The organism is Paucibacter sp. B51 (assembly GCF_027863535.1).
Lineage (GTDB): Bacteria > Pseudomonadota > Gammaproteobacteria > Burkholderiales > Burkholderiaceae_C > Paucibacter_A > Paucibacter_A aquatilis.
Genome location: NZ_JAPIVN010000001.1, coordinates 2,479,482 through 2,500,725 on the forward strand (window position 1 = coordinate 2,479,482; position 21,244 = coordinate 2,500,725).

Annotated in this window: 27 protein-coding genes; 26 read left to right on the forward strand and 1 reads right to left on the reverse strand. The window is 67.4% G+C overall.

What is annotated here, in order from left to right:
* The first annotated feature begins 8 nt into the window (after nt 1-8).
* From OOB33_RS10615 to OOB33_RS10655, 9 genes are all read left to right on the forward strand, one after another.
* On the forward strand, nt 9-368 hold the full coding sequence (locus OOB33_RS10615) for a DUF1799 domain-containing protein (protein ID WP_271008632.1): 360 nt from the start codon (nt 9-11) through the stop codon (nt 366-368).
* Nucleotides 358-3,471, forward strand: a complete 3,114-nt coding sequence (locus OOB33_RS10620; RefSeq protein WP_271008633.1) for a phage tail length tape measure family protein — start codon at nt 358-360, stop codon at nt 3,469-3,471. The genes OOB33_RS10615 and OOB33_RS10620 overlap by 11 nt, the downstream gene beginning before the upstream one ends.
* A gap of 74 nt (nt 3,472-3,545) precedes the next feature.
* The gene (locus OOB33_RS10625; RefSeq protein WP_271008634.1) at nt 3,546-4,145 is read left to right on the forward strand and encodes a hypothetical protein; all 600 of its coding nucleotides are present in this window, start codon (nt 3,546-3,548) and stop codon (nt 4,143-4,145) included.
* Nucleotides 4,142-4,726, forward strand: coding sequence for a hypothetical protein (locus OOB33_RS10630; RefSeq protein ID WP_271008635.1), 585 nt, complete (start codon nt 4,142-4,144; stop codon nt 4,724-4,726). Before OOB33_RS10625 ends, OOB33_RS10630 begins: the two co-directional genes overlap by 4 nt.
* Nucleotides 4,727-4,737: 11 nt before the next feature.
* Nucleotides 4,738-5,145, forward strand: coding sequence for a DUF6950 family protein (locus tag OOB33_RS10635; RefSeq protein ID WP_271008636.1), 408 nt, complete (start codon nt 4,738-4,740; stop codon nt 5,143-5,145).
* Nucleotides 5,142-9,173, forward strand: coding sequence for a hypothetical protein (locus OOB33_RS10640; protein ID WP_271008637.1), 4,032 nt, complete (start codon nt 5,142-5,144; stop codon nt 9,171-9,173). Before OOB33_RS10635 ends, OOB33_RS10640 begins: the two co-directional genes overlap by 4 nt.
* A gap of 3 nt (nt 9,174-9,176) precedes the next feature.
* Nucleotides 9,177-9,506 carry a hypothetical protein gene (locus OOB33_RS10645; RefSeq protein ID WP_271008638.1) on the forward strand — a complete coding sequence of 110 codons (330 nt, stop codon included), beginning with the start codon at nt 9,177-9,179 and terminating at the stop codon, nt 9,504-9,506.
* A gap of 19 nt (nt 9,507-9,525) precedes the next feature.
* The gene (locus OOB33_RS10650) at nt 9,526-10,080 is read left to right on the forward strand and encodes a hypothetical protein (RefSeq protein ID WP_271008639.1); all 555 of its coding nucleotides are present in this window, start codon (nt 9,526-9,528) and stop codon (nt 10,078-10,080) included.
* Entirely contained in the window at nt 10,064-10,270 is a 207-nt protein-coding gene (locus OOB33_RS10655) for a hypothetical protein (protein ID WP_271008640.1), read from the forward strand. The genes OOB33_RS10650 and OOB33_RS10655 overlap by 17 nt, the downstream gene beginning before the upstream one ends.
* A gap of 147 nt (nt 10,271-10,417) precedes the next feature.
* Here OOB33_RS10655 and OOB33_RS10660 read toward each other — a convergent pair whose 3' ends face one another.
* Entirely contained in the window at nt 10,418-10,777 is a 360-nt protein-coding gene (locus OOB33_RS10660) for a TraY domain-containing protein (RefSeq protein ID WP_271008641.1), read from the reverse strand.
* A gap of 47 nt (nt 10,778-10,824) precedes the next feature.
* Between OOB33_RS10660 and OOB33_RS10665 the strand changes: the two genes are divergently transcribed.
* The 17 genes from OOB33_RS10665 to OOB33_RS10745 all read left to right on the forward strand — a co-directional run bounded on the left by OOB33_RS10665 (nt 10,825) and on the right by OOB33_RS10745 (nt 21,064).
* A complete protein-coding gene (locus OOB33_RS10665; RefSeq protein ID WP_271008642.1) occupies nt 10,825-11,019 on the forward strand; it encodes a hypothetical protein in 195 nt (64 codons plus the stop codon).
* A 79-nt stretch (nt 11,020-11,098) separates the two neighbouring features.
* A complete protein-coding gene (locus OOB33_RS10670; RefSeq protein WP_271008643.1) occupies nt 11,099-11,602 on the forward strand; it encodes a phage regulatory CII family protein in 504 nt (167 codons plus the stop codon).
* Nucleotides 11,603-11,757: 155 nt separating this feature from the next.
* Nucleotides 11,758-12,003, forward strand: coding sequence for a hypothetical protein (locus OOB33_RS10675; protein ID WP_271008644.1), 246 nt, complete (start codon nt 11,758-11,760; stop codon nt 12,001-12,003).
* Between the two features lie 116 nt (nt 12,004-12,119).
* Nucleotides 12,120-12,779 carry a tyrosine-type recombinase/integrase gene (locus OOB33_RS10680; RefSeq protein ID WP_271008645.1) on the forward strand — a complete coding sequence of 220 codons (660 nt, stop codon included), beginning with the start codon at nt 12,120-12,122 and terminating at the stop codon, nt 12,777-12,779.
* Complete coding sequence (locus tag OOB33_RS10685) at nt 12,776-13,342, forward strand: hypothetical protein (RefSeq protein ID WP_271008646.1); 567 nt, start codon at nt 12,776-12,778, stop codon at nt 13,340-13,342. The genes OOB33_RS10680 and OOB33_RS10685 overlap by 4 nt, the downstream gene beginning before the upstream one ends.
* Nucleotides 13,339-13,494: a hypothetical protein gene (locus OOB33_RS10690; RefSeq protein ID WP_271008647.1), complete on the forward strand. Its 156-nt coding sequence runs from the start codon at nt 13,339-13,341 to the stop codon at nt 13,492-13,494. Before OOB33_RS10685 ends, OOB33_RS10690 begins: the two co-directional genes overlap by 4 nt.
* Nucleotides 13,494-14,093, forward strand: a complete 600-nt coding sequence (locus OOB33_RS10695; protein WP_271008648.1) for a hypothetical protein — start codon at nt 13,494-13,496, stop codon at nt 14,091-14,093. The genes OOB33_RS10690 and OOB33_RS10695 overlap by 1 nt, the downstream gene beginning before the upstream one ends.
* Nucleotides 14,090-14,518, forward strand: a complete 429-nt coding sequence (locus OOB33_RS10700) for a hypothetical protein (RefSeq protein WP_271008649.1) — start codon at nt 14,090-14,092, stop codon at nt 14,516-14,518. The genes OOB33_RS10695 and OOB33_RS10700 overlap by 4 nt, the downstream gene beginning before the upstream one ends.
* Nucleotides 14,519-14,550: 32 nt before the next feature.
* Nucleotides 14,551-14,805: a hypothetical protein gene (locus tag OOB33_RS10705; protein ID WP_271008650.1), complete on the forward strand. Its 255-nt coding sequence runs from the start codon at nt 14,551-14,553 to the stop codon at nt 14,803-14,805.
* A 90-nt stretch (nt 14,806-14,895) separates the two neighbouring features.
* Nucleotides 14,896-17,727: a toprim domain-containing protein gene (locus OOB33_RS10710; RefSeq protein ID WP_271008651.1), complete on the forward strand. Its 2,832-nt coding sequence runs from the start codon at nt 14,896-14,898 to the stop codon at nt 17,725-17,727.
* The gene (locus OOB33_RS10715) at nt 17,720-17,989 is read left to right on the forward strand and encodes a hypothetical protein (RefSeq protein ID WP_271008652.1); all 270 of its coding nucleotides are present in this window, start codon (nt 17,720-17,722) and stop codon (nt 17,987-17,989) included. The genes OOB33_RS10710 and OOB33_RS10715 overlap by 8 nt, the downstream gene beginning before the upstream one ends.
* Complete coding sequence (locus tag OOB33_RS10720; RefSeq protein ID WP_271008653.1) at nt 17,986-18,249, forward strand: hypothetical protein; 264 nt, start codon at nt 17,986-17,988, stop codon at nt 18,247-18,249. The genes OOB33_RS10715 and OOB33_RS10720 overlap by 4 nt, the downstream gene beginning before the upstream one ends.
* Nucleotides 18,246-18,839, forward strand: a complete 594-nt coding sequence (locus tag OOB33_RS10725; protein WP_271008654.1) for a hypothetical protein — start codon at nt 18,246-18,248, stop codon at nt 18,837-18,839. Before OOB33_RS10720 ends, OOB33_RS10725 begins: the two co-directional genes overlap by 4 nt.
* The gene (locus OOB33_RS10730) at nt 18,836-19,336 is read left to right on the forward strand and encodes a hypothetical protein (RefSeq protein WP_271008655.1); all 501 of its coding nucleotides are present in this window, start codon (nt 18,836-18,838) and stop codon (nt 19,334-19,336) included. Before OOB33_RS10725 ends, OOB33_RS10730 begins: the two co-directional genes overlap by 4 nt.
* Nucleotides 19,333-19,743: an ASCH domain-containing protein gene (locus OOB33_RS10735; RefSeq protein WP_271008656.1), complete on the forward strand. Its 411-nt coding sequence runs from the start codon at nt 19,333-19,335 to the stop codon at nt 19,741-19,743. Before OOB33_RS10730 ends, OOB33_RS10735 begins: the two co-directional genes overlap by 4 nt.
* Complete coding sequence (locus OOB33_RS10740) at nt 19,740-20,762, forward strand: phage Gp37/Gp68 family protein (RefSeq protein WP_271008657.1); 1,023 nt, start codon at nt 19,740-19,742, stop codon at nt 20,760-20,762. The genes OOB33_RS10735 and OOB33_RS10740 overlap by 4 nt, the downstream gene beginning before the upstream one ends.
* Nucleotides 20,759-21,064, forward strand: a complete 306-nt coding sequence (locus OOB33_RS10745; RefSeq protein WP_271008658.1) for a hypothetical protein — start codon at nt 20,759-20,761, stop codon at nt 21,062-21,064. Before OOB33_RS10740 ends, OOB33_RS10745 begins: the two co-directional genes overlap by 4 nt.
* Nucleotides 21,065-21,244 lie beyond the last annotated feature (180 nt).

Consider the following 21,244-nt stretch of genomic DNA (forward strand, 5'->3'; position numbering starts at 1 on the left):
ATGAGGTGGTGGAGGATCAGCGCGTCGATGACCTGGTGCGCCAGGGGATGGATCCCGCCGAGGCGCAGGCCTGGCTGGACTCGCAGGAGATGGAGCCCGAGCCGGAGGAGCTGGGCGCCGGTGATGCCGATGACGAGTCAGACCCCTGCGGGCCCTTCGTGGTCTGGCCGGAGAACTGGCAGGCCGTCGAGCTCTTCATGCGCCTGCAGACCAAGTGGCAATGGCGGCCCGATGGGCGCCGTGACGGCATCTGCTACCTGCAGGCCGAGGCCGTGATGCGGCTGCTGAAGATGAAGAAGCAGCGCCGCCTGTTCGTGCAGCTGCAGGAGATGGAGCGCGCCGCGCTGGAGGCCTTGGATGAGCAATAGCAGCAACACGGAAGAACTGGGCATCCGGCTGAACGCGGACGGCGTGGCCGAGTTCGTGCTCAATGTGAACCAGGGCGGCAAGGCCGTCGATGACTTCGGGCGCAAGGCGGATGGGGCGAACAAGCCCCTGGGCAACACCACCCAGCTGCTGAACAACAGCGGCAAGACCGCACGCGAAACGGCCCAGGCCTGGCGCTTGTTGCCGGCGCAGATCACCGATGTGGTGACCAGCCTGGCCAGCGGCCAGCCGGCATGGCTGGTGGCCATCCAGCAGGGTGGGCAGATCAAAGACAGCTTCGGCGGCATCGGGCCGATGTTCCGTGAGCTCGCGGCGGCGGTGGGCCCGGTGCGATTGGGGCTGATGGGCCTGGCCGGCGCCGGCGCGGTGGTGCTGCTGGCGCATCAGCAGGGGGCTCGGGAGGCGCAGGCCTACAACCGCGCCCTGATCATGACGGGCAATGCGGCGGGCACCACGGCCGAGCAAATGGGCTTGATGGCCCAGCGCATCTCAGCCGCTGTAGGCACGCAAGGCAAAGCTGCCGAAGCACTGGCCCTGATGGCGGCGACCGGCGAAGTGGCCGGCAACAACCTGGCAAAGTTCTCCGAGCTTGCGATTCGCATGGAGCGCACCCTCGATGCGCCGCTGGAGGACACAGCGCAGCGGTTCGCCGAACTGGGCCGAGCACCGCTGGAAGCCACCTTGCGGTTGAATCGTGGGGTCAATTACCTGACCGTCTCGGTCTACGACCAGATCCAGGCTCTTGTGGCGCAGGGCATGGTTCTAGAAGCCGGTGCCGTCGCGCAACGTGCCTATGCCGATGCGATGGCTGAGCGTGAGGCCAAGGTCCGAGAGGGTTTGACTGGACTGGCCTATGCCTGGGAGCATGTCTTCGATACCTCCAAGAAGGCCTGGGACATGATGGTCGGTGCCGTCGGAGGGAGAGGTGTTGCGGCGGAGGATCGCATCAAGGAAATCAACGCGCAGCTGAATCAGTTCGAGAAGGACCGGCAACGAGCGGGGGAGAACCGAGCCAAGGGGCTGTGGGCCGACGCCCAAGCCCGCGACGAACAAAAGCTGCGAGATGAACGGGAGAAGCTCAATCGAGACTTGGTGCGCAGCTCGGAGCGCAGCGCGCAAGACGAGAGCAAGGTCGCCGAGGTCCAACGGCAGTTGAGGGACCGGGAAGCCGCTTCCATTGAAGCGAACAATGCCATTGTGCTCGCCCAAGCCCAGGCCGCCAGTTCAGTTCGGGCCCAGATCGCCCAGCAGGATCTGGCTGGCGCCGAGCAGCGTGCGGCGCGCATGGGTGCGGTGGCACAGCTGGAGCTCTCGCTGGTTCAATCCTTGGCCATGGGCAAGCAGGCCGCCCTGGAGCGCCAGCGTGACACGCTGCAGGATCTGCGCAACCAGGATCTGGTCAGCCTCAACGACTTCTATGACCGAAAGGTCGCGCTCGAGCGCCAGGGACTGCAGGACCAGATTCAGGTGGTGGAAGCCCAGATCGCTGCCGAGCAGAAGGGCACCAAGGCTTCACTGGCTTCTATGAGCGCGCAGGCTACCGCGCTGGCCAAGCAGCGGGATGCGCAGATCGGCTACATCGATGCCCAGATCCGGGCTGAGTCGCTCCGTAAGCCCAGCGACGGCAATGCCGCCAAGCAGCAGGAGGCCCGCTTGCTGGAGCTCCAGGCCCAGCGCGCCCAGCTGATGTCGGAGGGCGAGGTTCGCCAGATCGAGCTGACCACACAGCGCAGCCAGCTGGAGTTCGACTCGGCGCGGCGGGTCATGGAGCTGTGGGCCCGGCGGAATGCCATGACCGAGGAATCGGCAGGCCTCGAAGTCAAAGCCGATCGTGAGCGTGCGGCCGCGTCCAAGCAAGCCAACGACCAGATCATTGCGGACTTCTTGCAAAAGCGGCAGGCCTTGGCTCAGTTCAGCGAGCAGCTGCGGGTGAGCAATGCGGCCGGGGCCGTGGATCTCATCGCCGACCCCTACCGGCGCGCCAAGGAACGGGCGATGCTGGAGATTCAGGAGCTGAATCGCTACTACGACGAGCAGCTCGCGGGGATCCAGAAGAAGCGTACGCAGGCCGAAACGCTTGACCCAGCCTCGGTATCCGGTCTGGACAAGGACATGGCCGTTCTGGAACAGCGCAAGGCGGACCAGGTGCTGCTGATCAATCGCCGCCTCGCCGAGGACCTGAAACCCGAGTGGCAGCGCATGCTGGAGGGTTGGCAGGACACCACCAGGCTGATGCGGGAGAGCTACAACGACTTCCAGAGCGGCTGGCTTCGCGCGGGCGAGGACGCCTGGGTGCAGTACGTCAAAACGGGCAAGCTCAACATCGCCAGCCTGGCGGACTTTGCTGTGGGTGAGGCGGCAAAGTTTGCGTTCCGTTCGGTGTTGGCCAAGCCGATGGAGCAGGCGGGTAGCTTCCTGGCCAATCTGATCGGGCTATCGGGGCCAACTGGTGGGGCGGCTGGAGGCGCAACGCAGACGGCGGCGATTGGCGCGGAGACCGCTGCACGGGCCACCTTGACCACCAACATGGGTCTTGCAGTGCTGCCACTCAACGCTATGGCCTCGGCCGCGGCGAATGCGAGCATTTCTATCGCGGCTCTTGCAGCGGCTGGCTCCGGTTCCAGCGGTGGCGGCCTGATTGCTAGCCTCTTCAGCATGGCGGGAGGTGGCCCTTCTGGCGGCTTTGGAGGTGTGAATGGCTCCGCAGGCACTGCCGTCATCCCTGGGAACTTTGCACACACCGGCGCCATCATGGGTGCCAGCGAGGGTTGGACCCGTGCGATGCCGGTGAGCACTTGGGCCGGCGCACGGCGCTACCACTCGGGCGGCCTGGCGCACGATGAGGTGCCGGCCATCCTGCAGCGTGGTGAGGGCGTCTACACCAAGGGCCAGATGAAGAATATGGCACCGCTGGATGTGGTGGCCCAGGCTGTGGGCGGGCGCGGTGGCCCCTCGGTGACGCAGCACATCTCGATCCACATCGATGCGCGAACCGACCAGGCCCAGGTGGCCCAGGTGGCGCGCCAGGCCATGGTGGCGGCCAAGGCCGAGCTGATGGAAGAGATGGCGCGCGGCCAGGCCTGATGACGCCTGCGCCGTGAGGCGCTGGGCCCCAGCTGGCCCCTGCAACTGGCGGCCCGGCTTGCCCACACTGGGGCATGCCTCAAATCCTCGATTGGCCCCCTGCGCTCCGCCCTGCCGAGGTGGACTGGGGCCTGCTTGTGCCCCAGGAAGTTCAGCGCGGCATCGACGGCTCGCCCCAGGTGGATATCGTGGGCGCGCCGCGCTGGCGCGTGATGATCAGCACCGGGCCGCTGCGGCGCGACGAGGTGCCCGAGTGGGAGGCCTGGATCGATCGCCTGCGCGGCGGTGTGAACCGTGCGCGGATCTGGGACTGGCGGCGCGAGGCCCCGCTGGGCCCCGCGGGCGGCGCGCCGATCGTGACGTTCGGCGGCACCGGCAACTCCCTGGTGACCCAGGGCTGGACGCTGAGCACGCAGAAGATCCTCAAGGCTGGTTCCTGGATCGGCTTGAACGGCGAGCTCAAGCGCCTGAGCCAGAGCATCAACAGCGACGGCGGCGGCGTGGCCACCATCACGTTTGAGCCCCCGCTGCGCAGCGCCGTGCCGGCGAATGCGCCGCTGTTGCTGGTCAAGCCCACCGCCTTGTTCATCATGGACGGCGACCCGCCATCGATGAAGCAGCTGGGCGCACGTTTCCCGGGGTTCAGCCTGGCGTTTGAGGAGGTGTTCGCGTGAGCGCCCACAGCGATCAGATGGATGCGGCCACAGCCGGCGTGGTCTACCTGGTCGAGATGCAGTTCACCACCGGTACCGTGCGGCTGTGCACCTGGACGCATGCGCTCGATCGCATGGGCGTGAGCTGGCAGGGCGCGGGCCGCCTGCTTTCGGTCAGCCCGCTGCAGGACATGGAGGGCGGCGGCCAGTACCCCGCCATGGACATTGGCCTGGCCGTGCAGGACGCCTCGCTGCTGGCCCTGGCGCGGGGCAATGTGGCCACCTACCGGTCGCAGCCCGTGAAGATCTACCTGAGCGCCTTCAACGATGCGCTGCAGCCCGTGGGCGAGCCTGAGCTGGCCTGGGCGGGCCAGATGGAGCAGGTGCGCATGCGCACCGGTGACGGCACGAAGAAGAACCCGGCCATGGCCGTGATGCGCTGCGAGCTGCACGGCCGCGACAAGCGCGCCCCGCAGACCCTGCGCCTGAACGATGCCCAGCACCAGGCGCGCTGGCCTGGTGACACCTTTCTGAGCCGCGTGGAGGAGCTGGCGGGCCGGCCCATCCCGTGGCTGAGCGTGAAGTTCCAGCACCGCGACTGATGGGCCCCGCCATGACTTCACGCTTGCCGAACTGGCCCCACCGCCTCAATGACCTGGTGCAGCAGCAGCTGAACCAGCCTTTCCGCTGGGGGCGTGTGGATTGCGCGCTGTGGGTGGCCGATGTGTGCCTGGCCCTCACCGGGGCCGATCTGCTGATCGAGCTGCGCAAGCCCAAGCGGCGCACGGCCTGGGCCGCGCTGCGGGCGCTGCGCCAGCTGGGCGGCGCGGCCCAGGTGATGTGGCGGGCCGGCCTGCCGCCGGTGGCGCCGGCGCTGGCCAGCCGCGGCGACCTGGTGCTGATCGGCCAGGGGCGCTGGCCGGTGCTGGGCGTGTGCCTGGGCGATGAGGCCATGGCCCCGGGCGCCGAAGGGCTGGAGTGCGTGCCCATGGCGCGGGTGCTGGAGGCCTGGAAGGTATGAAGACGGCGCTGAAGACCTGGCAGCAGCTGGCCCTGCGCTTCGCCCTGGGATGCGTGTTGCTGGCCGTGGGCCTGAGCGTGGGCATGGACGGCCCCAGCGGTGCGCTGGTGCTGGCCATGCCGATCTTGATCCCGCTGGCCATCACCGCGGCGGTGACGTATGGCGCCTACTACGTGGCCGCGGCCCTGGTGATCGGACAGTACCTCTACGGCCAGGACCAGGCCCGCAAGGCCAAGAACCGGGCGAAGGACGCCTACAACGCGGCCCTGCAGGACCGCATGACCACCATTCAGGGCGGCAGTGCCCCCTGGCAGATCATCTACGGCGAGACCTGGGTGAGCCCGGTGATGGTGGCGGCCGTGCTGACCAGCGGCGACAAGGACCAGTACAAGCATGTTGTGTACGTTTGGGCCGCGCATGAGTGCGAGGCCATCCTGGACTTCACGCTGGCCGGCAAGAGCGTGTCGGTGGGTGCGTCGGGGCATGTGAACGCCGGCAAGTGGGCCGGCGAAGGCACCGACTCTGACTCTGAGCTGGTGACGCTGTCGGCCACCGGCACTGTGGATCTGGACCGCTACCCAGTGCGGCTGATCTGCCTGGCCGAAGACAAGGCGAACCCCGAGATCCTGTACCGCAACGATGTGGTGCTGACCCACCTGGCCGGTGGTGAGGGCGGCCGCATCACGGTCAAGCCCGAGTTTGTGGCGACCTGGGCCAACCGCAGGGTGTGGGTCAACTACGAGGTGCCCCAGGTGGCCACGCCCACCATGCGTGTGCGCCACCACCTCGGCACGGCCGACCAGGCGGCCGATGCCGGCCTGCTGAGCGACTGCCCCGCGGACTGGAAGGCCACCGACCGCGGCCGCGGCCTGTGCTACTCGGTGGTGCGCTACGACTTGAACGATGAAGAGTTTCAGGGCGGCCCGCTGGAGGCGCGCGCCAAGATTCGCGGCCGCAAGGTCTATGACCCTCGCACCGCCACCACCGCCTGGACGGCCAACGCGGCGCTGTGCGTGGACGACTTCATCCAGGCCGAGTGGGGCAAGGGGGCCGCGGCCGCCCAGGTCGACACGGCCGCGGTGAACGCCGCTGCGAACGTGTGCGCTGAACAGATCGATTACGTGGTGAAGTTCCCGGACAACCACACCGAGACCAAGCAGGCGCCGCGCTTCACGATCAACGGGGTGGTGCGATCGGATGCCGACCCCGACCAGACCCTGGAGCTGATGTGCCAGGCCATGGCCGGCAATGCGGTGCGCACCGGGGGCATGTGGTCGCTGCAGGCGGGGGTGTACACGCCGCCGGTGATGGATCTGAGCGATGCCGACTGCCTGGGTTCTGTCGAGTCGGTGCCTGGCTTGCCGGGGCATGAGGTGATCAACAGCCTGCGCGGCCAGTTCTATGACCCGCTCAAGTACGGCGAGCTGACCGACTACCCGCCCTATCAGAACACCGCGCTGGTGGCCGAGGACGGCGGCCGCTCGCTGTGGGACTCGCGCAGCTTTCCTTTCAGCGACGAGATCTGGCGCTGCTGGCAGCTGGCGCGGATCACGGTGGAGCAGACCCGCGGCGAAGTGCTGGTGTTCCCGGCCAAGCGGCGCGCGCTGCGCCTCAAGCCGGGCCAGCGTGTGCGTGTCTCGCTGAGCAAGCTGGGCATGGTGCAGCAGGTGTTCCGCGTGGTGAAGCGCGAGTGGACCGTGGGCAAGCCTGTGATGCTGACGCTGCAGCAGGATGACCCGAGCGTCTGGGACATGGGCGATGCCGCCGCCAGCCTGGCGCCCACCAGCACGCGCCTGGTCGACCCCTGGGTGGTGGCGCCTGTGGCCGGCCTGGTGGCCAGCAGCGGCTCGGCCACGCTGCTCAAGCAGGGCGACGGCACCGTGGTGGCGCGGGTGAAGCTCGCCTACACGGCCAGCGCGGACGCCCTGGTGCTGAGCACGGGCGCGCTGCAGATCGAGTACCGGCGCCAATCGGAGACCACCTGGCAGCGGGCGCCGGATGCGGCAGGGTCGAGCACTCAGGCCTTTGTGCTGGGGCTGGAGGAGCAGCAGCTGTATGTGCTGCGCGCTCGCTGGGTGAACGGTATGGGGGCGCGCAGCGATTGGGCGTCCACCACGGTGCTGCATGTGGGCAAGACGGCCGCGCCGGACCCGGTGCAGGCCCTGGCCGTGGGCCTGGTGCCCGGCGCGCTGCGCATCACCTGGACCCCGTGCCCCGATGCGGACTATGCCGAGACCGTGCTGCGCGTGGGCGCCAGCTGGGCCGCGTCGACGCTGCTGGCCAATGTGGGCCCGGCCAGCACCTACGACTGGCTTTGGCCAGCCCAGGGCAGCTACAAGATCTGGGCGGTGCACCTGGACAGCAGCGGGAACCAGAGCACGCCGGTGTGGGTGCCGGCGCTGGTGGACCGGACCATTTACATGGGCCTGCCGCGCGGCGGTGCTTTGAATGCGGATCCGGAGTGCTCGCTGCCTTCAGAGTGGGTCGGCGGGGCGTTTGTCACCGGGGTGGCTGGTGTGCCGGGGGGCACGGCGGTGGGCTCGGTGGCTGCGGGCGTGGAGGCCAACGTCCAAAGCGTGCGGATCGTGCCGGTCAGCCCCTTGCGGCGCTATCGCGTGTCGGCCAAGGCCTTTGCCAATGTGGCGGCAGGCGCGATGTATCTGGGGGTGTACTGGCACAACGCCGCAGGCGAGGGCGTGATGCATGTCCCGGTGTCCGGCGGCTGGGGTGGTGGCACTTGGTCCTACTTCGGATTGATCGGGAGCACGCCCAGCACCTCGGTGACGGACTACAGCGCCGAGTTCGGCGCTGGCACTGGCTTTCCTGTTCCCGCTGGCATGGCTGGCGTCAAGCTCATCGCCATTTGCAACTATGCACCCAACCTCAACGGGGGTGGCAGCGCTCGCCACTATCTGAGCGACTTCAAAATCGAAGATGTGACGGATGTGGCGACCGTCTCGCAGACGGCAACTGCTGCAGCGAGCAATGCGTCGGCGGCGCTGGTGCGGCTGCAGGCCATCGACAGCGACGGCGTGCTGGCGCGCGGCGAGAAGCCCGAGGTGATCGCCAAGTGGCTGGACATTTACAACGAAGGCCCCGGCATCGATGCGCAGGCTGCGCAGCTGGGCATCACCACCGAACGCACCGCGTGGGCGAACGCCAAGGAAGCGCTGCGTGTCTACCTGGTCGGCCTCACGCCGGCCTACAGCGACACGACGCAAGACACCTTGATCGTTCCGGCGGTGGATCGCGTCAAGTGGGCGGACTACTACAGCGCCCGCCAGACGCTGCTCAACAAGATCGCGGCTGTCTTCGGCTCGGCCGGTGGGGTGAACATGATCTGGGGGCCCACCTCAGGCAGTGCAGGACCGGGCCTCTATGGCTTCACTCTGGCCTACATCAAGACACCCGACAGCAACCGCTTTGGCTTGTTGCCTGGCGAGCAGCTGACCATCAGCGGCGATGTTTGGCAAGACGGCGCCTCGGCAGCTGCTGGGCAGTATGCGCAGCTGTACCTCTACTGCATGGATGTGGGCGGCATCTGGACTGGCTACACCGTCACGGTCAACGGCTCTGGCCAGGCCCAGGCTGGCAGCCGTGGAAGCGCCACGCTGACACTGCCGGCAGAGGCGCAGATGCGCTACATCGTGGTGGGCTTGTATCACCAGGGCGGCACCAGCAACACGGTGGGCACGGTTGTTTGTGATCGGGTCCAAGTCGAGCGCGGGCCGGTGGCCACGCAGTACAGCCCCGGTGCGGAGCCCGGCGCGACTGTTGGCGCCACCTGGGGCGTGAATATCGCTTCTCAGCCATTCACCTACGTACAGGAAGGCACGCCCGCAGGCGCGAACAACGAATCGACATGGTTGATTCCGAGCTCCGGCCGGTCCTTCAAACTGCTTAGCGGGGTCTGGCGTCCTTTTGTCGGCCCTGGCTCCGTAGCTACGAGCGAGCTCAGCGCCAACGCAGCGACCGAGTTCATCAACTTCTTCGATGCTGCAGGCATCGCCTACTCCAACGCGACCTAAGCCATGGGACTACCGTCCGGTACTTTCTCCAGTGCCTTCGCCGGGCAACTGGAGGTGACCTTCACAGGCGAGTTCTACAGCCAGTCTGGAGGCGACTGGGGGTCTGGCGGTGGCCGCTACTTGGTGCTCAAGTGTCGTGTTGTGCAGGGTGGTACCGAGCTTGCTGTTAGCTACATCAAGACCGGCGCGCCGAGCTCCACGGTGACGCTCGCTTACCCGGGAGGGAACACAGCCTGGACCGTATCTGTGGCCTATGAGTCCCATTCGTTCGGGGGGCCTGCCATCGTTGGAGTGCAGAACGTGCGCGCTGCCTGCTTCCTGGTGAAGCGCTGAGCCTCGGAGTCGCTACGCCATGGCCAACACTTATTCAGCCTATATCCCTGCTACCGGTGAGATCACTGGGAAGCGAATCACCACCGCCTCGCAGGAACTGCTTTCTATCAACTCCGCGCCCGGCGAGGCCTGGCTGCAGGGCGAGGTGGATCACCTGGGCCATCGCGTCGAGATGAGGCCTGATGACTTTGGGAATGCCGTGGTCCCGGTGGTGGTGCAGTACCAGCCGCCGGCGCCGGCCGACAGCGATTGGGTCGCTTGGTCTTGGAGCGAGCCGCTTCGGCGCTGGGTGCCGGTGCCCACACTGGCGGCGCTGAAGCTGCAGGCCAGCGAGCCGCTGCTGGCGGCGCTGGCCAGCCTGGACGCGCGGGTGATTCGGCCCAGCTCAGAGATCGCGGTGGCGCAGGCGCTGGGGCAGGCGGTACCGGAGGCGGCCACGCTGCGCCTTTCGGGGCTGCTGGCTGAGAAAGAGGCGCTGCGTCATTTGCTGCGCCAGATCCAGGCCGCTACAACGAAGGAAGAGCTCGACGCTCTGCCGCGCTACGAAGGACCTCACGATGAATCTGCACTCTGAAACGCTTCGCCGTCTGTTCTTTCAGACCTTCCTCTCGATCTTTGTCGTTCTTGTCTCGACAGGCTGCGGAGGCGGAGGCGACGAGAACGTCGAGGAAGTGAATTTGTGTGGTGCTTCGACGGTCTCGGCTCATCAGGTTAGCGACAAGGTTTCCATTCCGAAGACTCCGGACCGTTGCGCTTCGATTTAGACCGTTCGGCACTCAAACGAAAGCCCGCTGATGCGGGCTTTTTTACATTTCTCTGTGGAAGAGATACCACATTCACCACGGCTCCAAAGGCCTAAGCGACTTAGGGATAACGCACTGGCTGGTGTGACAGCGGCGCCGGGAGGCGAATCAACGCTGTAGGAGGGTGATGAGGGCGAGTTGCTTCTCAGTCGGCATCTTGGCGAAGAGGCTGATGAGGAGGCGCTGCGAGTCGGTGAGGGTGGAGGCTGTGCTGTAGGCCGGCAGGTGTTCCTTCATCTGGAAGGCCGGTAGTTCTTCGAGCTCGCCTGCAGGGCGGAAGCTCTGCTCCAGACGTAACTCCGCTTCTTGACTGAGCGAGCGTCTGTTGATCATCGCCTCCCGCGTCAGCCGGTCCTTGAGCTCAGGGCTGAGCCGCAGGGTCGTTGGCGGGATGTCGCTGACCTTGATTTTCGAATGCGTGTTCACCGCACGAATTCTAGGCGTGCCTATTGCGTGATTCTGATTCATGATGCATCATGATGCATACTGATTCACACCCGGTAATACCGAGCGCCATGAAGAAAACCGACCCGAAGAAAGAAACCAAGCCCCTGGTGGCGAAGGTGCCGCTGGCACTGCTGCGCCAGCTGGATGAGGCTGCGCGCATCAGCGATCGCACCCGCAGCGCCGAGCTGCGCGTGCGCCTGGAGGCGAGCTTCGGCAACGCCAAGGGCGTGACGCGCGGCGTTCAAGTTAGGGGGGCTCGCTGATGCGTGGCTCGATTGCATGGCCTGCAGTGTCGGCCGCCCGTGTGACGCTGGCAAATGAAGCGGTGCGGAGGGCTCAACCATGAGCAAGAACTACGCACTGCGCCGCAGCCGCGGGGTGAATGTGTACGAGGCCTTCCGCCGCCTGGTGATGGGGCGCGGTACCGACAAGCTCGAGGAGCTGGCGCAGTTCATGGGCATGAAGGTGGGCACGCTCTACAACAAGGCGGACGCCGGCGACGACACGCACAACCAGCCCACGCTGCGCGATGTGATCCAGGTGACGCACTTCTGCCAGGACCTGAGCGTGATCGATGCGCTCAATGAGTTGTTCGGCCGGGCCTGCTTCGATTGCGCCCGCTACGAGAACACCTCAGACGAGGCGCTGGTGGAGCTGCTCACCCAGTTCGGCGCCGAGAGCGGCGAGTTCCATGTGGCCCTGGGGCAGGGCATGAAGAACAAGCGCTTCACCCGCGAGACGCTGAACCTGATCCGGGGCGAAGCCTTCGATGTGGTCAGTGCGCTGATGACGCTGGTGGCGCGGCTTGAGGACTACGTGGATGAAGACGATGCCGCCGCGCGCTGATGCCTTGCCGCCGCCGGCACCGCGCGCCGGCCTGACGGTGCGCCATGGCCTGGCCGAGGGCCAGGGCCTGGGCGGCGCCGGTGTGGTGGCGCAGATGCTGTTTCTGTTCGGCCCTGCGCTGAAGCGGGCCCTGGATGCGAGGAGGCCTGCAACCCATGTCCCCGACACGCAAACCCCTGCAAAGACAGCGGCCCGGCGCCCCGCGCGGGCAGAGCGCCCTGCATCTGGAGCCAGCGCCCGAGCATGTGTGGGAGGAGGCCGAGCGGCTGCGCCTGAGCAGCAGCTACTGGCGCCAGCGCACCCGGTCGCTCGAGGAGCTGCTGGCCGACCCGCAGCGGGCACGAACGTTTTTGAACTGCGCACGCGGCGCCCTTATTGCCCGCCAGCAGCGCAGGACCTAGCAGATCCGAGACCTCGCCCATGAAGGCGTGGCTGGGTGCAGCCCTGTTTGCCGCGGTGTTCTTCGGCCTGCAGGTGCTTTCTTCAATGACCTCTAACGGCGAAGGTGAGGTGTTTCATGGGAACGATTCGATACATGACGGAGGCGGAGCAGCAGCAGCTGCTGCGCAAGGTGAAGGCCTACCGCTGCCCCCTGGCGCAGCGGGACTATCACTGGATCCGCCTGCTGATTGCCTTGGGTGCGCGGGTGACGGAGTTCAGCCTGATCACCCGCGACCAGGCCGAGCAGGCGCTGGCGACGGGCTGGCTGATCGTGAAGGCTGAACAGCGCAAGGGTGGCAAGAAAGGCCACGAGTACCTGGTGGACCAGACCGTGCGCGAGTGCCTGGCGGCGCTGCTGTTCATGGCCCGCGCTGAAGATCCGCCGGCCGATGGCTCGCCGGCGCCGCTGATTGCCGGGCGCGATGGCTGCCGCCTCTCGGTGCGCAGCTACCAGGCCCGCCTGAAGCTGTGGGTGAAGGACGCCGGGCTGGACCCGCGCATTTCGGTGCACTGGCTGCGCCACACGCGGGGCATGAACATCATCCGCCGCAGCGACGGCAAGAACCCGCTGAAGACGGTGCAGATGGCCCTGGGCCACAGCAGCCTGTCCAGCACCGGCATCTACACCCAGATGGCCCGCGAGGAGTATGTGCGCGAGCTGCAGCGCGTGGACGGCCGCCGCATGCCCAAGCGCCTGGCCAAGGCCATGGCCGAGCAGGGGAGGGCCGCCGCATGAACCCGCCTTTTGTGCCCCAGGTGGAGGTGCCGGTGTGGAGCTACACGGCGCCGTACACGGCCGACAGCCACCCCGATCAGAAGTACTACGGCGGGGATGGTTGCACCAGCTTCAACCTCACGCGAGCAGCCTACGCCTTTGAGCTGGAGGAGCTGCATCTCTCGGCTGAGGCCGAGATCCTCCGCTTCCAGGGTGCAAGGGAGGTTTTGATGAAGGTGGGGCTGGACGCCTTCACTTGCCGCGTGCGCCTCGACCTCGACAGCCTGACCGTCTTGATCAACGCCCTGAGCGATGCGCGCTACGACGTTCTGCAGGAGCTCGAGCGGCAGCGCTTGTCCGACTCCCTGCGCGAGATCCGCGAGGAGCTGGACGAGCGAGGCGAGGACGGCCCGGGCTGCTACTACGGCCACCCCTGGGTGTTCTATGTGGCGCCCGGCCAGGCCGCAGCCAAGTGCAAGGAGCTCGACGCTCAGGGCCTGCCTGAGTACATCGTGCTCGAGGACGCCGATCTGGCGAGCGCCCCCGCCACCACCGCCACCACCGAGGAGGCGCCCGCACCATGACCTTCAAAGTGACCCATGTGGACGAGGCCTGCCGCCGGCGGCGGGTGATGGTGCAGGCCACGGGCCGGCCGCTGGCCGAGCTGATGGTGATGCTGGCCCTGGGCCCGGCGCGCTACCTGGCAGTGATCAACCTGAGCGGGAGGGCTGCCTGATGTACGCGACCCCTTCGATGCCCACCCCCTACGTGCCGACCTTCACCGGCCTGCGCCTGAACTGCTTTGACCCGCAGACGGAGCAGATCCACCTGATCGACATTGCCAGGGGCCTGAGCCGCACGCCGCGTTTTGCGGGCCAGTGCAAAGCCGACTACAGCGTGGGCCAGCATGCGCTGCTGGTTGAGCAGATTGCCTTCCGCAGCCTGCCGGCGCCGCGGCCCGAGTTCCTGATGGGCGCGCTGCTGCGCTGCGCCCACCAGGCGTACATGGGCGGCATGGTCGGCCCGGTGAAAGCCGCGGTCGACCAGCTGGCCCCGGGCGCCCTGGGCCAGGTGATCGCCAAGCTGAGCTGCGCGATCGAGCGGCGCTTTCGGCTGCACCTGGACATGGCCGAGGTGGTGCTGATCAATGTGGCGGAGCGCGAGGCGCTGCGCTGCGAGCGCGATGACCTGGGCGTGGATCCAGACGGCTGCTGGCCCGAGCTGCACCGAACGCTGCGGCCGATGGGCATCAAGCGCATCGAGCCGCTGCCGGCGGACGAAGTGTTCCAGCGCTTCGTCAACCGGGCCATGGCCATCATGGGTGATGCGCTGTGACCGCCCCGGTGCGCCGCAGCTGCCGGGCCGAGCTCTTGCATCGGCTGGGCCTGGCCTCGGGCTGGCTGAGCCGGGCCGATCTGGGCGCCGATCTGCCGTTCAGCGAGACGGCGATCGACAACGAGCTGGCCGACCTGGTGATCGCGCAGCTGGTGCTCTTCAACGCCCGCGGCCGCGAGTACCGGCTGGCCGGTGAACCGGTGGCGCGCCGCGCCCTGCGCGAGCTGCTGCACAAGCCCGAGCTGGGCGTGATGGCGGTGGGCGCGCAGAGCCGCACGGACGCCAGCGTGTACCGCGTGGGCGTGGCCCGCCGGGGCCATGACGCCGCCGGCGAGCCCATGACCTGGATGTTCGAGATCGAGCTGCCTTACCCCGGCCTGGACGGCATGGTGGCGATGCAGAACCTGATGCGAGGTATCGTATGAATCAGCCATCGATGGGTTCCAACAGGGCCGGAATGGCCAGCGCCCCCTGCGCCGCCGAGGGCTGCCAGCACCTGGTGCGGCCCGGTTTTTTGATGTGCCTGGTGCACTGGCGCATGGTGCCGCGCCCGGCCCAGCGCGATGTGTGGCACTGGTTCCGCCTGATCGGCCGCCGCCCTGACGCCCGCCACGCCTACCAGGCCGCCGTGCGCGCCGCGGTGGATGCGGTCTACAGCAAGCAGCTGGGCCAGCAGCAGCGCTGCGAGGCCAGCACGCCGCCCTTGTTCTGAGGCCTCTGGGCCCCTTCCTCTTCTTACCCCCTCACACCCCCAGCACTACCTCCTCTGCGGCCCGATGGCGGCAGCAGTGGCCTTCATGACATGACAACAACAACAGATCAGCCGCCATCACTCATTGAACAGGTCGAGCGCAATGTGGACTGCGAGGACCTGGCCATTCGCCTGGGCCTGGAGCGCCCCGGCGACAAGGGCCGATTCCGCAACCCCAAGGCGAACAGTCGGGCGCCTTCGATCCGCTGCTTCAAGGCCCAGGGCGGTTACTTCAGCAGCTGGGAGTGCGAGGCCTCGCTGGGCCCGGATGGCCACTATGTGACGGGCGGCCCGCTCGAGCTGGTCAAGCTGGCGCGGGGTGTGGAGGATGTGGAAGCGCTGGCGGTGATCTGCGAGCTCTATGGCCTGCTGGATGACGCGGGCCAGGGCGAGCCGGACCCCGAGCCGACGCGGCTGGACTTTGTGGCCAAGCGATCGCGCGACACCATGCTCAACGGTGAGAAGCGGCTGATCCTGCAGGGCTGGCTGGCGGATCGGGGGATCCCGGAGCTGGTGAGCATGAAGGCCATCGAGACCGGCACGCTGGGCCTGAACGATTACACGAACCCGGCCAAGGCCGAGGGCGAGATGCACCACGGCGGCGAGGCCCTGGCCGCGCTGGTGTGCAGCTTTGATGACGGGCGCACGCTGGCGGTGGATCTGCACTACCTGGCGCCGGAGAAGAACGGCGGCATCAAGGGCACCAGCCATGGCGAGCGCGGTGGCTCGCTGTGGTGCAGCGACTGGCGGAAGTTTGACCTGGCCAAGCGCGTGATCGTGGTGGAGACGGCGCTGGATGCGCTGAGTGTGGAGGCCTGCAAGCTGCCCTACACCTGCGCTGTGGCGCTGCGCGCGACCTGGGCAGCCCGGTCGGTGGACTGGCGGCTGATGCGCGGCAAACAGGTGGTGATCGCCATCTGCCCCGGTGAGCCGCTGGAGGCCGGCGAGGCCAAGGGCTACTGCCCCGGCATGCGCGCCAGCTGGCAGGTGCATGAGGCGCTGATGAACCTGGACATTCCCGCCCTGATGGTGGACCAGGAGGACTGGCTGGACGCCGACCAGGTGCAAGTGGCCAGCGTGAATGACTACCTCAAGGCGCACGGCGCCGACAAGCTGGCCGGCGCGCTGAAGAAGCTGGAGCCGTGGCTGATCCCGGGCATGCCGGGCAAAGAGCGGTCGGGCAAGCCGCGGCTGTGGCTGCCGTTCCATGACCAACAGACCTATTGGCGCTATCGCTGCCGCGAGGACTTCACCAGCTGGGTGTCCAAGTTTGAGAATGACGAGGAGACCGAGCGCGAAAAGATCCTGGGACAGGAGAACGTGTGCGGCTTCCGCGTGGCCGGCCTGAGCCGCGTCACGATCGCCAGCCCCACCAGCACAATGACCGGCGATGTGGACACCAGCCCGCGCACGATCTTTGCGCTCAGCGTTCAGGTTCCGCGCTACGGCGCCAAGCTGCTGCGCCGCGTGGTGAGCGATGAGCAGCTGCACAACATCGAGGTGTGGAAGAAGCTGGGGCCGGTGTACAGCTCGCCCAACTTCAGCCGGCTGCTGAACATCATGGAGCGGGCCGCCGACATTGGCGCCCGTGATGCGGTGAACTTTGTGGGCCTGGCCTGGCGCAATGGCCAGCCGGTGGTGAACCAGGGCCCGGACTGCTATTTCTCAGACCCGGCGCAGCAGTGCCCGTATGCCGACCTGGTGTTCCCCAGCGGCCCGGCCGACACGGCGCGCAAGGTGATCAATGCCTACCAGGCCACCTTCACCGGCAATGGGGCGCTGCAGATGCTGGTGTGGGCCCTGGGGGCGCACCTGAAGGCCTTCCTGGGCTTCTGGCCGCATTTCGTGATGCAGGCGGACAAGGGCGTGGGCAAGGACACGCTGGTGAAGCGGCTGGAGCGCTCGATCGGCATGACGGTGTTCAGCCGGCAGACGATGCAGACCGAGTTCCGGATCATGACCTCGGTGAGCTACACCAGCCACCCGGTGGGCTGGGGCGAGCTGAGCGCCAACAAGCAGGACCTGATCAACAAGGCGGTGGCCAACCTGCAGGAGTGCTACCAGTACAGCCACACGCGCCGCGGCGCCGACCTGAAGGACTTCCTGCTGTGCGCGCCGGTGCTGCTGGCCGGTGAGGATGTGCCGGTGGACACGCTGGCCGGCAAGGTGGTGCGCAACCAGCTGACCAAGGCGATGCGCGGCGCGCTGATGCCGGAGGATCTGCCTGTGTTCCCGCTGCGCCAGTGGCTGGACTACCTCTGCACCATCCCCAAGGCCCGGGTGCAGGAGCTGCACCAGCGCTGCATGGCGGAGCTGACCCGCAGCAGCACGGCCGCGGCCGATGACGCCGGCGCGGCCCGGATGATCACGAATTACGGCGCCGTGCGCGCGGGCTGGACGCTGCTGTGCGATTTCGCCGGCATCGATGTGTCGCAGGGCGACTTTCTGGGCGACCTGACGCGCCAGATGAACAGCCACATTGGCGACACCGAGGGCGAACGCCACCCATGGGTGTGGATCGTGAAGACGCTGCTGAGCGAGATCGCACGCGGCAGCTTCCGCTACCCCTTCCTGTTCTGCAAGGCCGGTGATGACGTCGAGATCCTGGCGGTGCGCACCAGCCATGTGATGGACCACATCGCCCGCGAGCCCAGCCTGAAAGAGTTCTGGGACCAGCTGCCGGTCAAGAGCGATCGCGTGTTCAAGCGCGCGCTGGCCACGGCCAATGTGATCGAGGTGGCCGACCTGGAGAAGAGCTGGGCCGGCAAGCGGGTGAGCCACATGGTGGGCCTGAACCTGGCCGCGCTCGAGCAGTACGGCCTCTATGCCACCAAGCCGGTGTTCACGAACACCGCCGAAGACCGAGGAGACGGCGATGCCTGAGCCCCGCACCCCTGACGGGCTTGCCCGTTCCCCCCATCCCGCTCCGGCCAGCAGCCCGCTGGCCGAGCTGGTGAGCCAGCTGGACGCAGCTGAGCTCGCACTGCGCCGCGCGGCAGATCTCTGCCCCGGTGACCCCGCCATGGCGGCCGGCCTGATCGCCCGCGCCGACTGGTGCCATGCCCAACTCAACACCGCCCGAACGCGCCTGAACCACCGACTGGTGCGGCGCGAGGGCGACAACCCCAGGAGATCGAATCCATGAATGCCCCGGCGATTTTGAAAACCAGCCCGCCCCCGGCCAGCGCGCCGAAGGCGGGCGATGAAACGCAGGAAGACCACCGCTTGAACACCAGCCGCCTGAGCTGGATGGCGGCTCAGGACTCCCTGAAGATCCTGAGCTACGAAATGGTGTTGGGCGGCGGCCCGATCGTGGAGATCTTGGACGGCGAGGACACCGTGATCGGCCGCGGTGCCAGCCTCTACTCGGCGCTGGACGAAGCGATGGGGCGGTTTGGATCATGAGCCGCGCACGTATCCATGCCCCGGTGCTGCGCACCGGCTTCAAGACGGGCACGAACCCGGACCGCATGCACCAGGCCATCGTCGCCGCCGGCGCCGCTGGGCTCGGCCTGGACGAGATGGCGCTGCTGGGCCTGGACCTGTGCCGCCAGCAACTCAACACCGTGGCCAACCGGGTGACCTATGCCGGCCTGGCGCACAAGGCGGGCAAGGGAAAGAACAGCAGCCAGTTCCTGCGCTGGTTTGCCCGGCTGGAAGATGCCCAGGCCTGGCTGCTGGCCCCGAACACGCCCAGCGTGCGGCCGGACGTGCCGCGCCAGGCGCAGCGCGGCCGCAATGATGTGGCGATGAGCGAGGTCCTGAGCAAGCGCCGAGCCCAGGAACAACGCGAGGCCGAGCTGCGCGCCAGCAACCGCAGCGCCGGCGACCCCATCATCACCGAGGCCACCAAGCATGTGGTGCTGCCGGCGCCGCCGGCGCACCGCTGGGTGGTGAGCGGCCCGGTGGTGGGTGGCTTCAAGTCGGCGGGCATTGGCGGCTACAGCGAGCCGGCGAGCGGCTGGGCCGCGGCGGCCCTGGGAGCACGGGCATGAGCGCGGTCCCGAACACCAAGGGCGCCACCAGTCCTTTCGCACAACTTCTGGGGACCCAGACACGCCGACTGCCCAAGGCGCCCGAGGTTACCGTGCGCATCAGCGGGCTGGTGATCAGTGATGCGAGGCAAATCAACCGCCTCGGGTTGGACCCAGAGGATGCGGCGAAGCTCAAGAAGGAGCTGGCTCGGGCCAAGGCCCGCGCACGCTATCAGCGTGATCGCCAGGACCCTGTGGCTATGGCCAAGCGACAGGCCTGGTACGAGAAGAACAAGGAAAAGGTGAAGGCCTACAAGAAAGACTACGACAAGAAGCATCGCAAGGCCATGAACGAGTACAAGCTGGCCCACGCGAAACGGGCCTACCAAGCCGACCCGGAAAAGTACAAGGCTCAAACGAGAGCGTACTACCAGGCCAATCGCAGCGCGATCCTGGCACGGGCCAAGGCCAAGCGAGATCGGCTTAAGGCTGCGAAGGCGCAGGAAGGAAAGACATGAGGGCGCTTTCCATTCGCCAGCCCTGGGCCTGGCTGATCGTGCAGGGCCACAAGCCGGTGGAGAACCGGGATTGGGCCATCAAGTACCGCGGCCCGGTGCTGATCCACGCTGGCCTGACGCTGAGCCGCAAGCACTACGAGGACCTCGAGCTGGACATGGCGGTGCGCATGCGCATCGGCCTGCCAGCCTACGAGGACCTGCAGCGCGGCGGCGTGGTGGGCGTGGCCGAGATCGTGGACTGTGTGGACCAGAGCGACTCGCCCTGGTTCACCGGCCCGTTCGGCTTCGTGCTGGCCCGGGCGCGGCCGCTGCCTTTTTTCCCCTGCAAGGGGCAGCTGGGCTTTTTTGATGTGCCGGCCGAGGCGGTCGGTTTGAGCAACGAACTGGTGGAGGCGATGGCGCCATGAGTGAGACCACCGCGATCGAGTGGTGCGACAGCACCTTCAACCCCTGGATTGGCTGCACCCAGGTCAGCCCGGCCTGCGATGACTGCTATGCAGCCCGCAGCGCGCCGGCGCGGACACTGGGGGTGGCCTGGGGCCCGCGCCAGGCGCGCATGCGCACCAGCGAGGCGAACTGGGCCCAGCCGCGGCGCTGGAATGCCCGGGCGGACCAGTTCATTGCCGAGCATGGCCGGCGGCAGCGGGTGTTCTGCGCCAGCCTGGCTGATGTGTTTGACAACGAGGTGCCGGTGCAGTGGCGCATCAGCCTGATGAGCCTGATCCTGGAGACGCCGAACCTGGACTGGCTGCTGCTGACCAAGCGGATCGGCAACGCGGCGGAGATGTTGGAGACAGCGACGCGGGGCTACACGGCCCAGCGAGAGGGCTGGCGGGACAACGTGCCGCCGAATGTGTGGATCGGGGCGACGATCTGCAACCAAGACGAGGCCGACCGGGACATCCCCAAGCTGCTGGCCACCCCGGCAGCTGTGCGGTTCCTGAGCGTTGAGCCGATGCTCGGACCCATTGAGTTGCCACGCTTCTGCGCCTGCGGCTGCCAGCTACCCTGGGGTCACGCTGTCCGCGAAGCGATGAAGGGTCCTTCGGCGCTGAACCGTGATCAGGCCGAGGCGTATGTACCTTCGACACTAGGCGTCGACTGGGTGATTTGCGGCGGCGAGAGCGGCCACAAGGCCCGGCCTATGCACCCGGCCTGGGCCCGGGGCCTGCGCGACCAGTGCGCGGCGGCTGGTGTGCCCTTTCTGTTCAAGCAGTGGGGCGAGTGGTTGCCGGCGAGGGAGGCGCGCAGCATCACCGGGCCGGTGCTGGTGTTGGAAGGCTCCGCGCCCTTCACCGATCGCCCACGGTGGCATGCGTTTGAGGATGGCCAGCAGTCTGCCTACATCGGCAAGAAGGCGGCCGGGCGCCGGCTGGATGGCGTGGAGCACCTGAGCATTCCAGCGAGCGGCGGGGTGCTGCGATGAAGGGCCGTGCATCCCCTTGGGCGGCCCTGATGCCGCCCGCCGCCGCCGGCGCGGCCGCGCAGGACTCCCGCGAGCGCTGTGACTGCCTCAACGACTGCGGGGACGATGTGCGGGTGAAGGCTGGCACGGTGCGGCCCTGCGATCGCATGGCGGCGCTGATGGGCCGGCCCACGGTGAGCGATGTGGCCCTCTCGGCCACGGACCCGCGCCTGGTGCACCTGACCCTTTCAGGGCCGATCTGCGAGGTGGACCTGGAGGCGCTGCGGGCGCATCTGCGGTACTTTGGGCCGCCGGTGCTGTGAGCGGCGCCGGAACTCAAGACCGGCTGCGGTTCGAGGCGGCCATGCAGGCGGTGGCCGTGGGCGCCACGCTGGCCAGGCGCCGGATCGTGTGGACTGTGATCAAGCAGAAGCACTGGGACACCAGCGTGGACTTGACGCTGCGGAGCGGGCGCAGGACGTTGGTGGTGAGCGTCGGGGTCT

Coding starts and splice junctions, on each gene's coding strand:
- OOB33_RS10620 (WP_271008633.1), top strand. CDS start 358: ATGAGCAATAGCAGCAACACGGAAGAACTGGGCATCCGGCTGAACGCG.
- OOB33_RS10625 (WP_271008634.1), top strand. CDS start 3,546: ATGCCTCAAATCCTCGATTGGCCCCCTGCGCTCCGCCCTGCCGAGGTG.
- OOB33_RS10635 (WP_271008636.1), top strand. CDS start 4,738: ATGACTTCACGCTTGCCGAACTGGCCCCACCGCCTCAATGACCTGGTG.
- OOB33_RS10640 (WP_271008637.1), top strand. CDS start 5,142: ATGAAGACGGCGCTGAAGACCTGGCAGCAGCTGGCCCTGCGCTTCGCC.
- OOB33_RS10645 (WP_271008638.1), top strand. CDS start 9,177: ATGGGACTACCGTCCGGTACTTTCTCCAGTGCCTTCGCCGGGCAACTG.
- OOB33_RS10650 (WP_271008639.1), top strand. CDS start 9,526: ATGGCCAACACTTATTCAGCCTATATCCCTGCTACCGGTGAGATCACT.
- OOB33_RS10655 (WP_271008640.1), top strand. CDS start 10,064: ATGAATCTGCACTCTGAAACGCTTCGCCGTCTGTTCTTTCAGACCTTC.
- OOB33_RS10660 (WP_271008641.1), bottom strand. CDS start 10,777: ATGAATCAGAATCACGCAATAGGCACGCCTAGAATTCGTGCGGTGAAC.
- OOB33_RS10665 (WP_271008642.1), top strand. CDS start 10,825: ATGAAGAAAACCGACCCGAAGAAAGAAACCAAGCCCCTGGTGGCGAAG.
- OOB33_RS10670 (WP_271008643.1), top strand. CDS start 11,099: ATGAGCAAGAACTACGCACTGCGCCGCAGCCGCGGGGTGAATGTGTAC.
- OOB33_RS10675 (WP_271008644.1), top strand. CDS start 11,758: ATGTCCCCGACACGCAAACCCCTGCAAAGACAGCGGCCCGGCGCCCCG.
- OOB33_RS10680 (WP_271008645.1), top strand. CDS start 12,120: ATGGGAACGATTCGATACATGACGGAGGCGGAGCAGCAGCAGCTGCTG.
- OOB33_RS10685 (WP_271008646.1), top strand. CDS start 12,776: ATGAACCCGCCTTTTGTGCCCCAGGTGGAGGTGCCGGTGTGGAGCTAC.
- OOB33_RS10690 (WP_271008647.1), top strand. CDS start 13,339: ATGACCTTCAAAGTGACCCATGTGGACGAGGCCTGCCGCCGGCGGCGG.
- OOB33_RS10695 (WP_271008648.1), top strand. CDS start 13,494: ATGTACGCGACCCCTTCGATGCCCACCCCCTACGTGCCGACCTTCACC.
- OOB33_RS10705 (WP_271008650.1), top strand. CDS start 14,551: ATGGCCAGCGCCCCCTGCGCCGCCGAGGGCTGCCAGCACCTGGTGCGG.
- OOB33_RS10710 (WP_271008651.1), top strand. CDS start 14,896: ATGACAACAACAACAGATCAGCCGCCATCACTCATTGAACAGGTCGAG.
- OOB33_RS10715 (WP_271008652.1), top strand. CDS start 17,720: ATGCCTGAGCCCCGCACCCCTGACGGGCTTGCCCGTTCCCCCCATCCC.
- OOB33_RS10720 (WP_271008653.1), top strand. CDS start 17,986: ATGAATGCCCCGGCGATTTTGAAAACCAGCCCGCCCCCGGCCAGCGCG.
- OOB33_RS10725 (WP_271008654.1), top strand. CDS start 18,246: ATGAGCCGCGCACGTATCCATGCCCCGGTGCTGCGCACCGGCTTCAAG.
- OOB33_RS10730 (WP_271008655.1), top strand. CDS start 18,836: ATGAGCGCGGTCCCGAACACCAAGGGCGCCACCAGTCCTTTCGCACAA.
- OOB33_RS10735 (WP_271008656.1), top strand. CDS start 19,333: ATGAGGGCGCTTTCCATTCGCCAGCCCTGGGCCTGGCTGATCGTGCAG.
- OOB33_RS10740 (WP_271008657.1), top strand. CDS start 19,740: ATGAGTGAGACCACCGCGATCGAGTGGTGCGACAGCACCTTCAACCCC.
- OOB33_RS10745 (WP_271008658.1), top strand. CDS start 20,759: ATGAAGGGCCGTGCATCCCCTTGGGCGGCCCTGATGCCGCCCGCCGCC.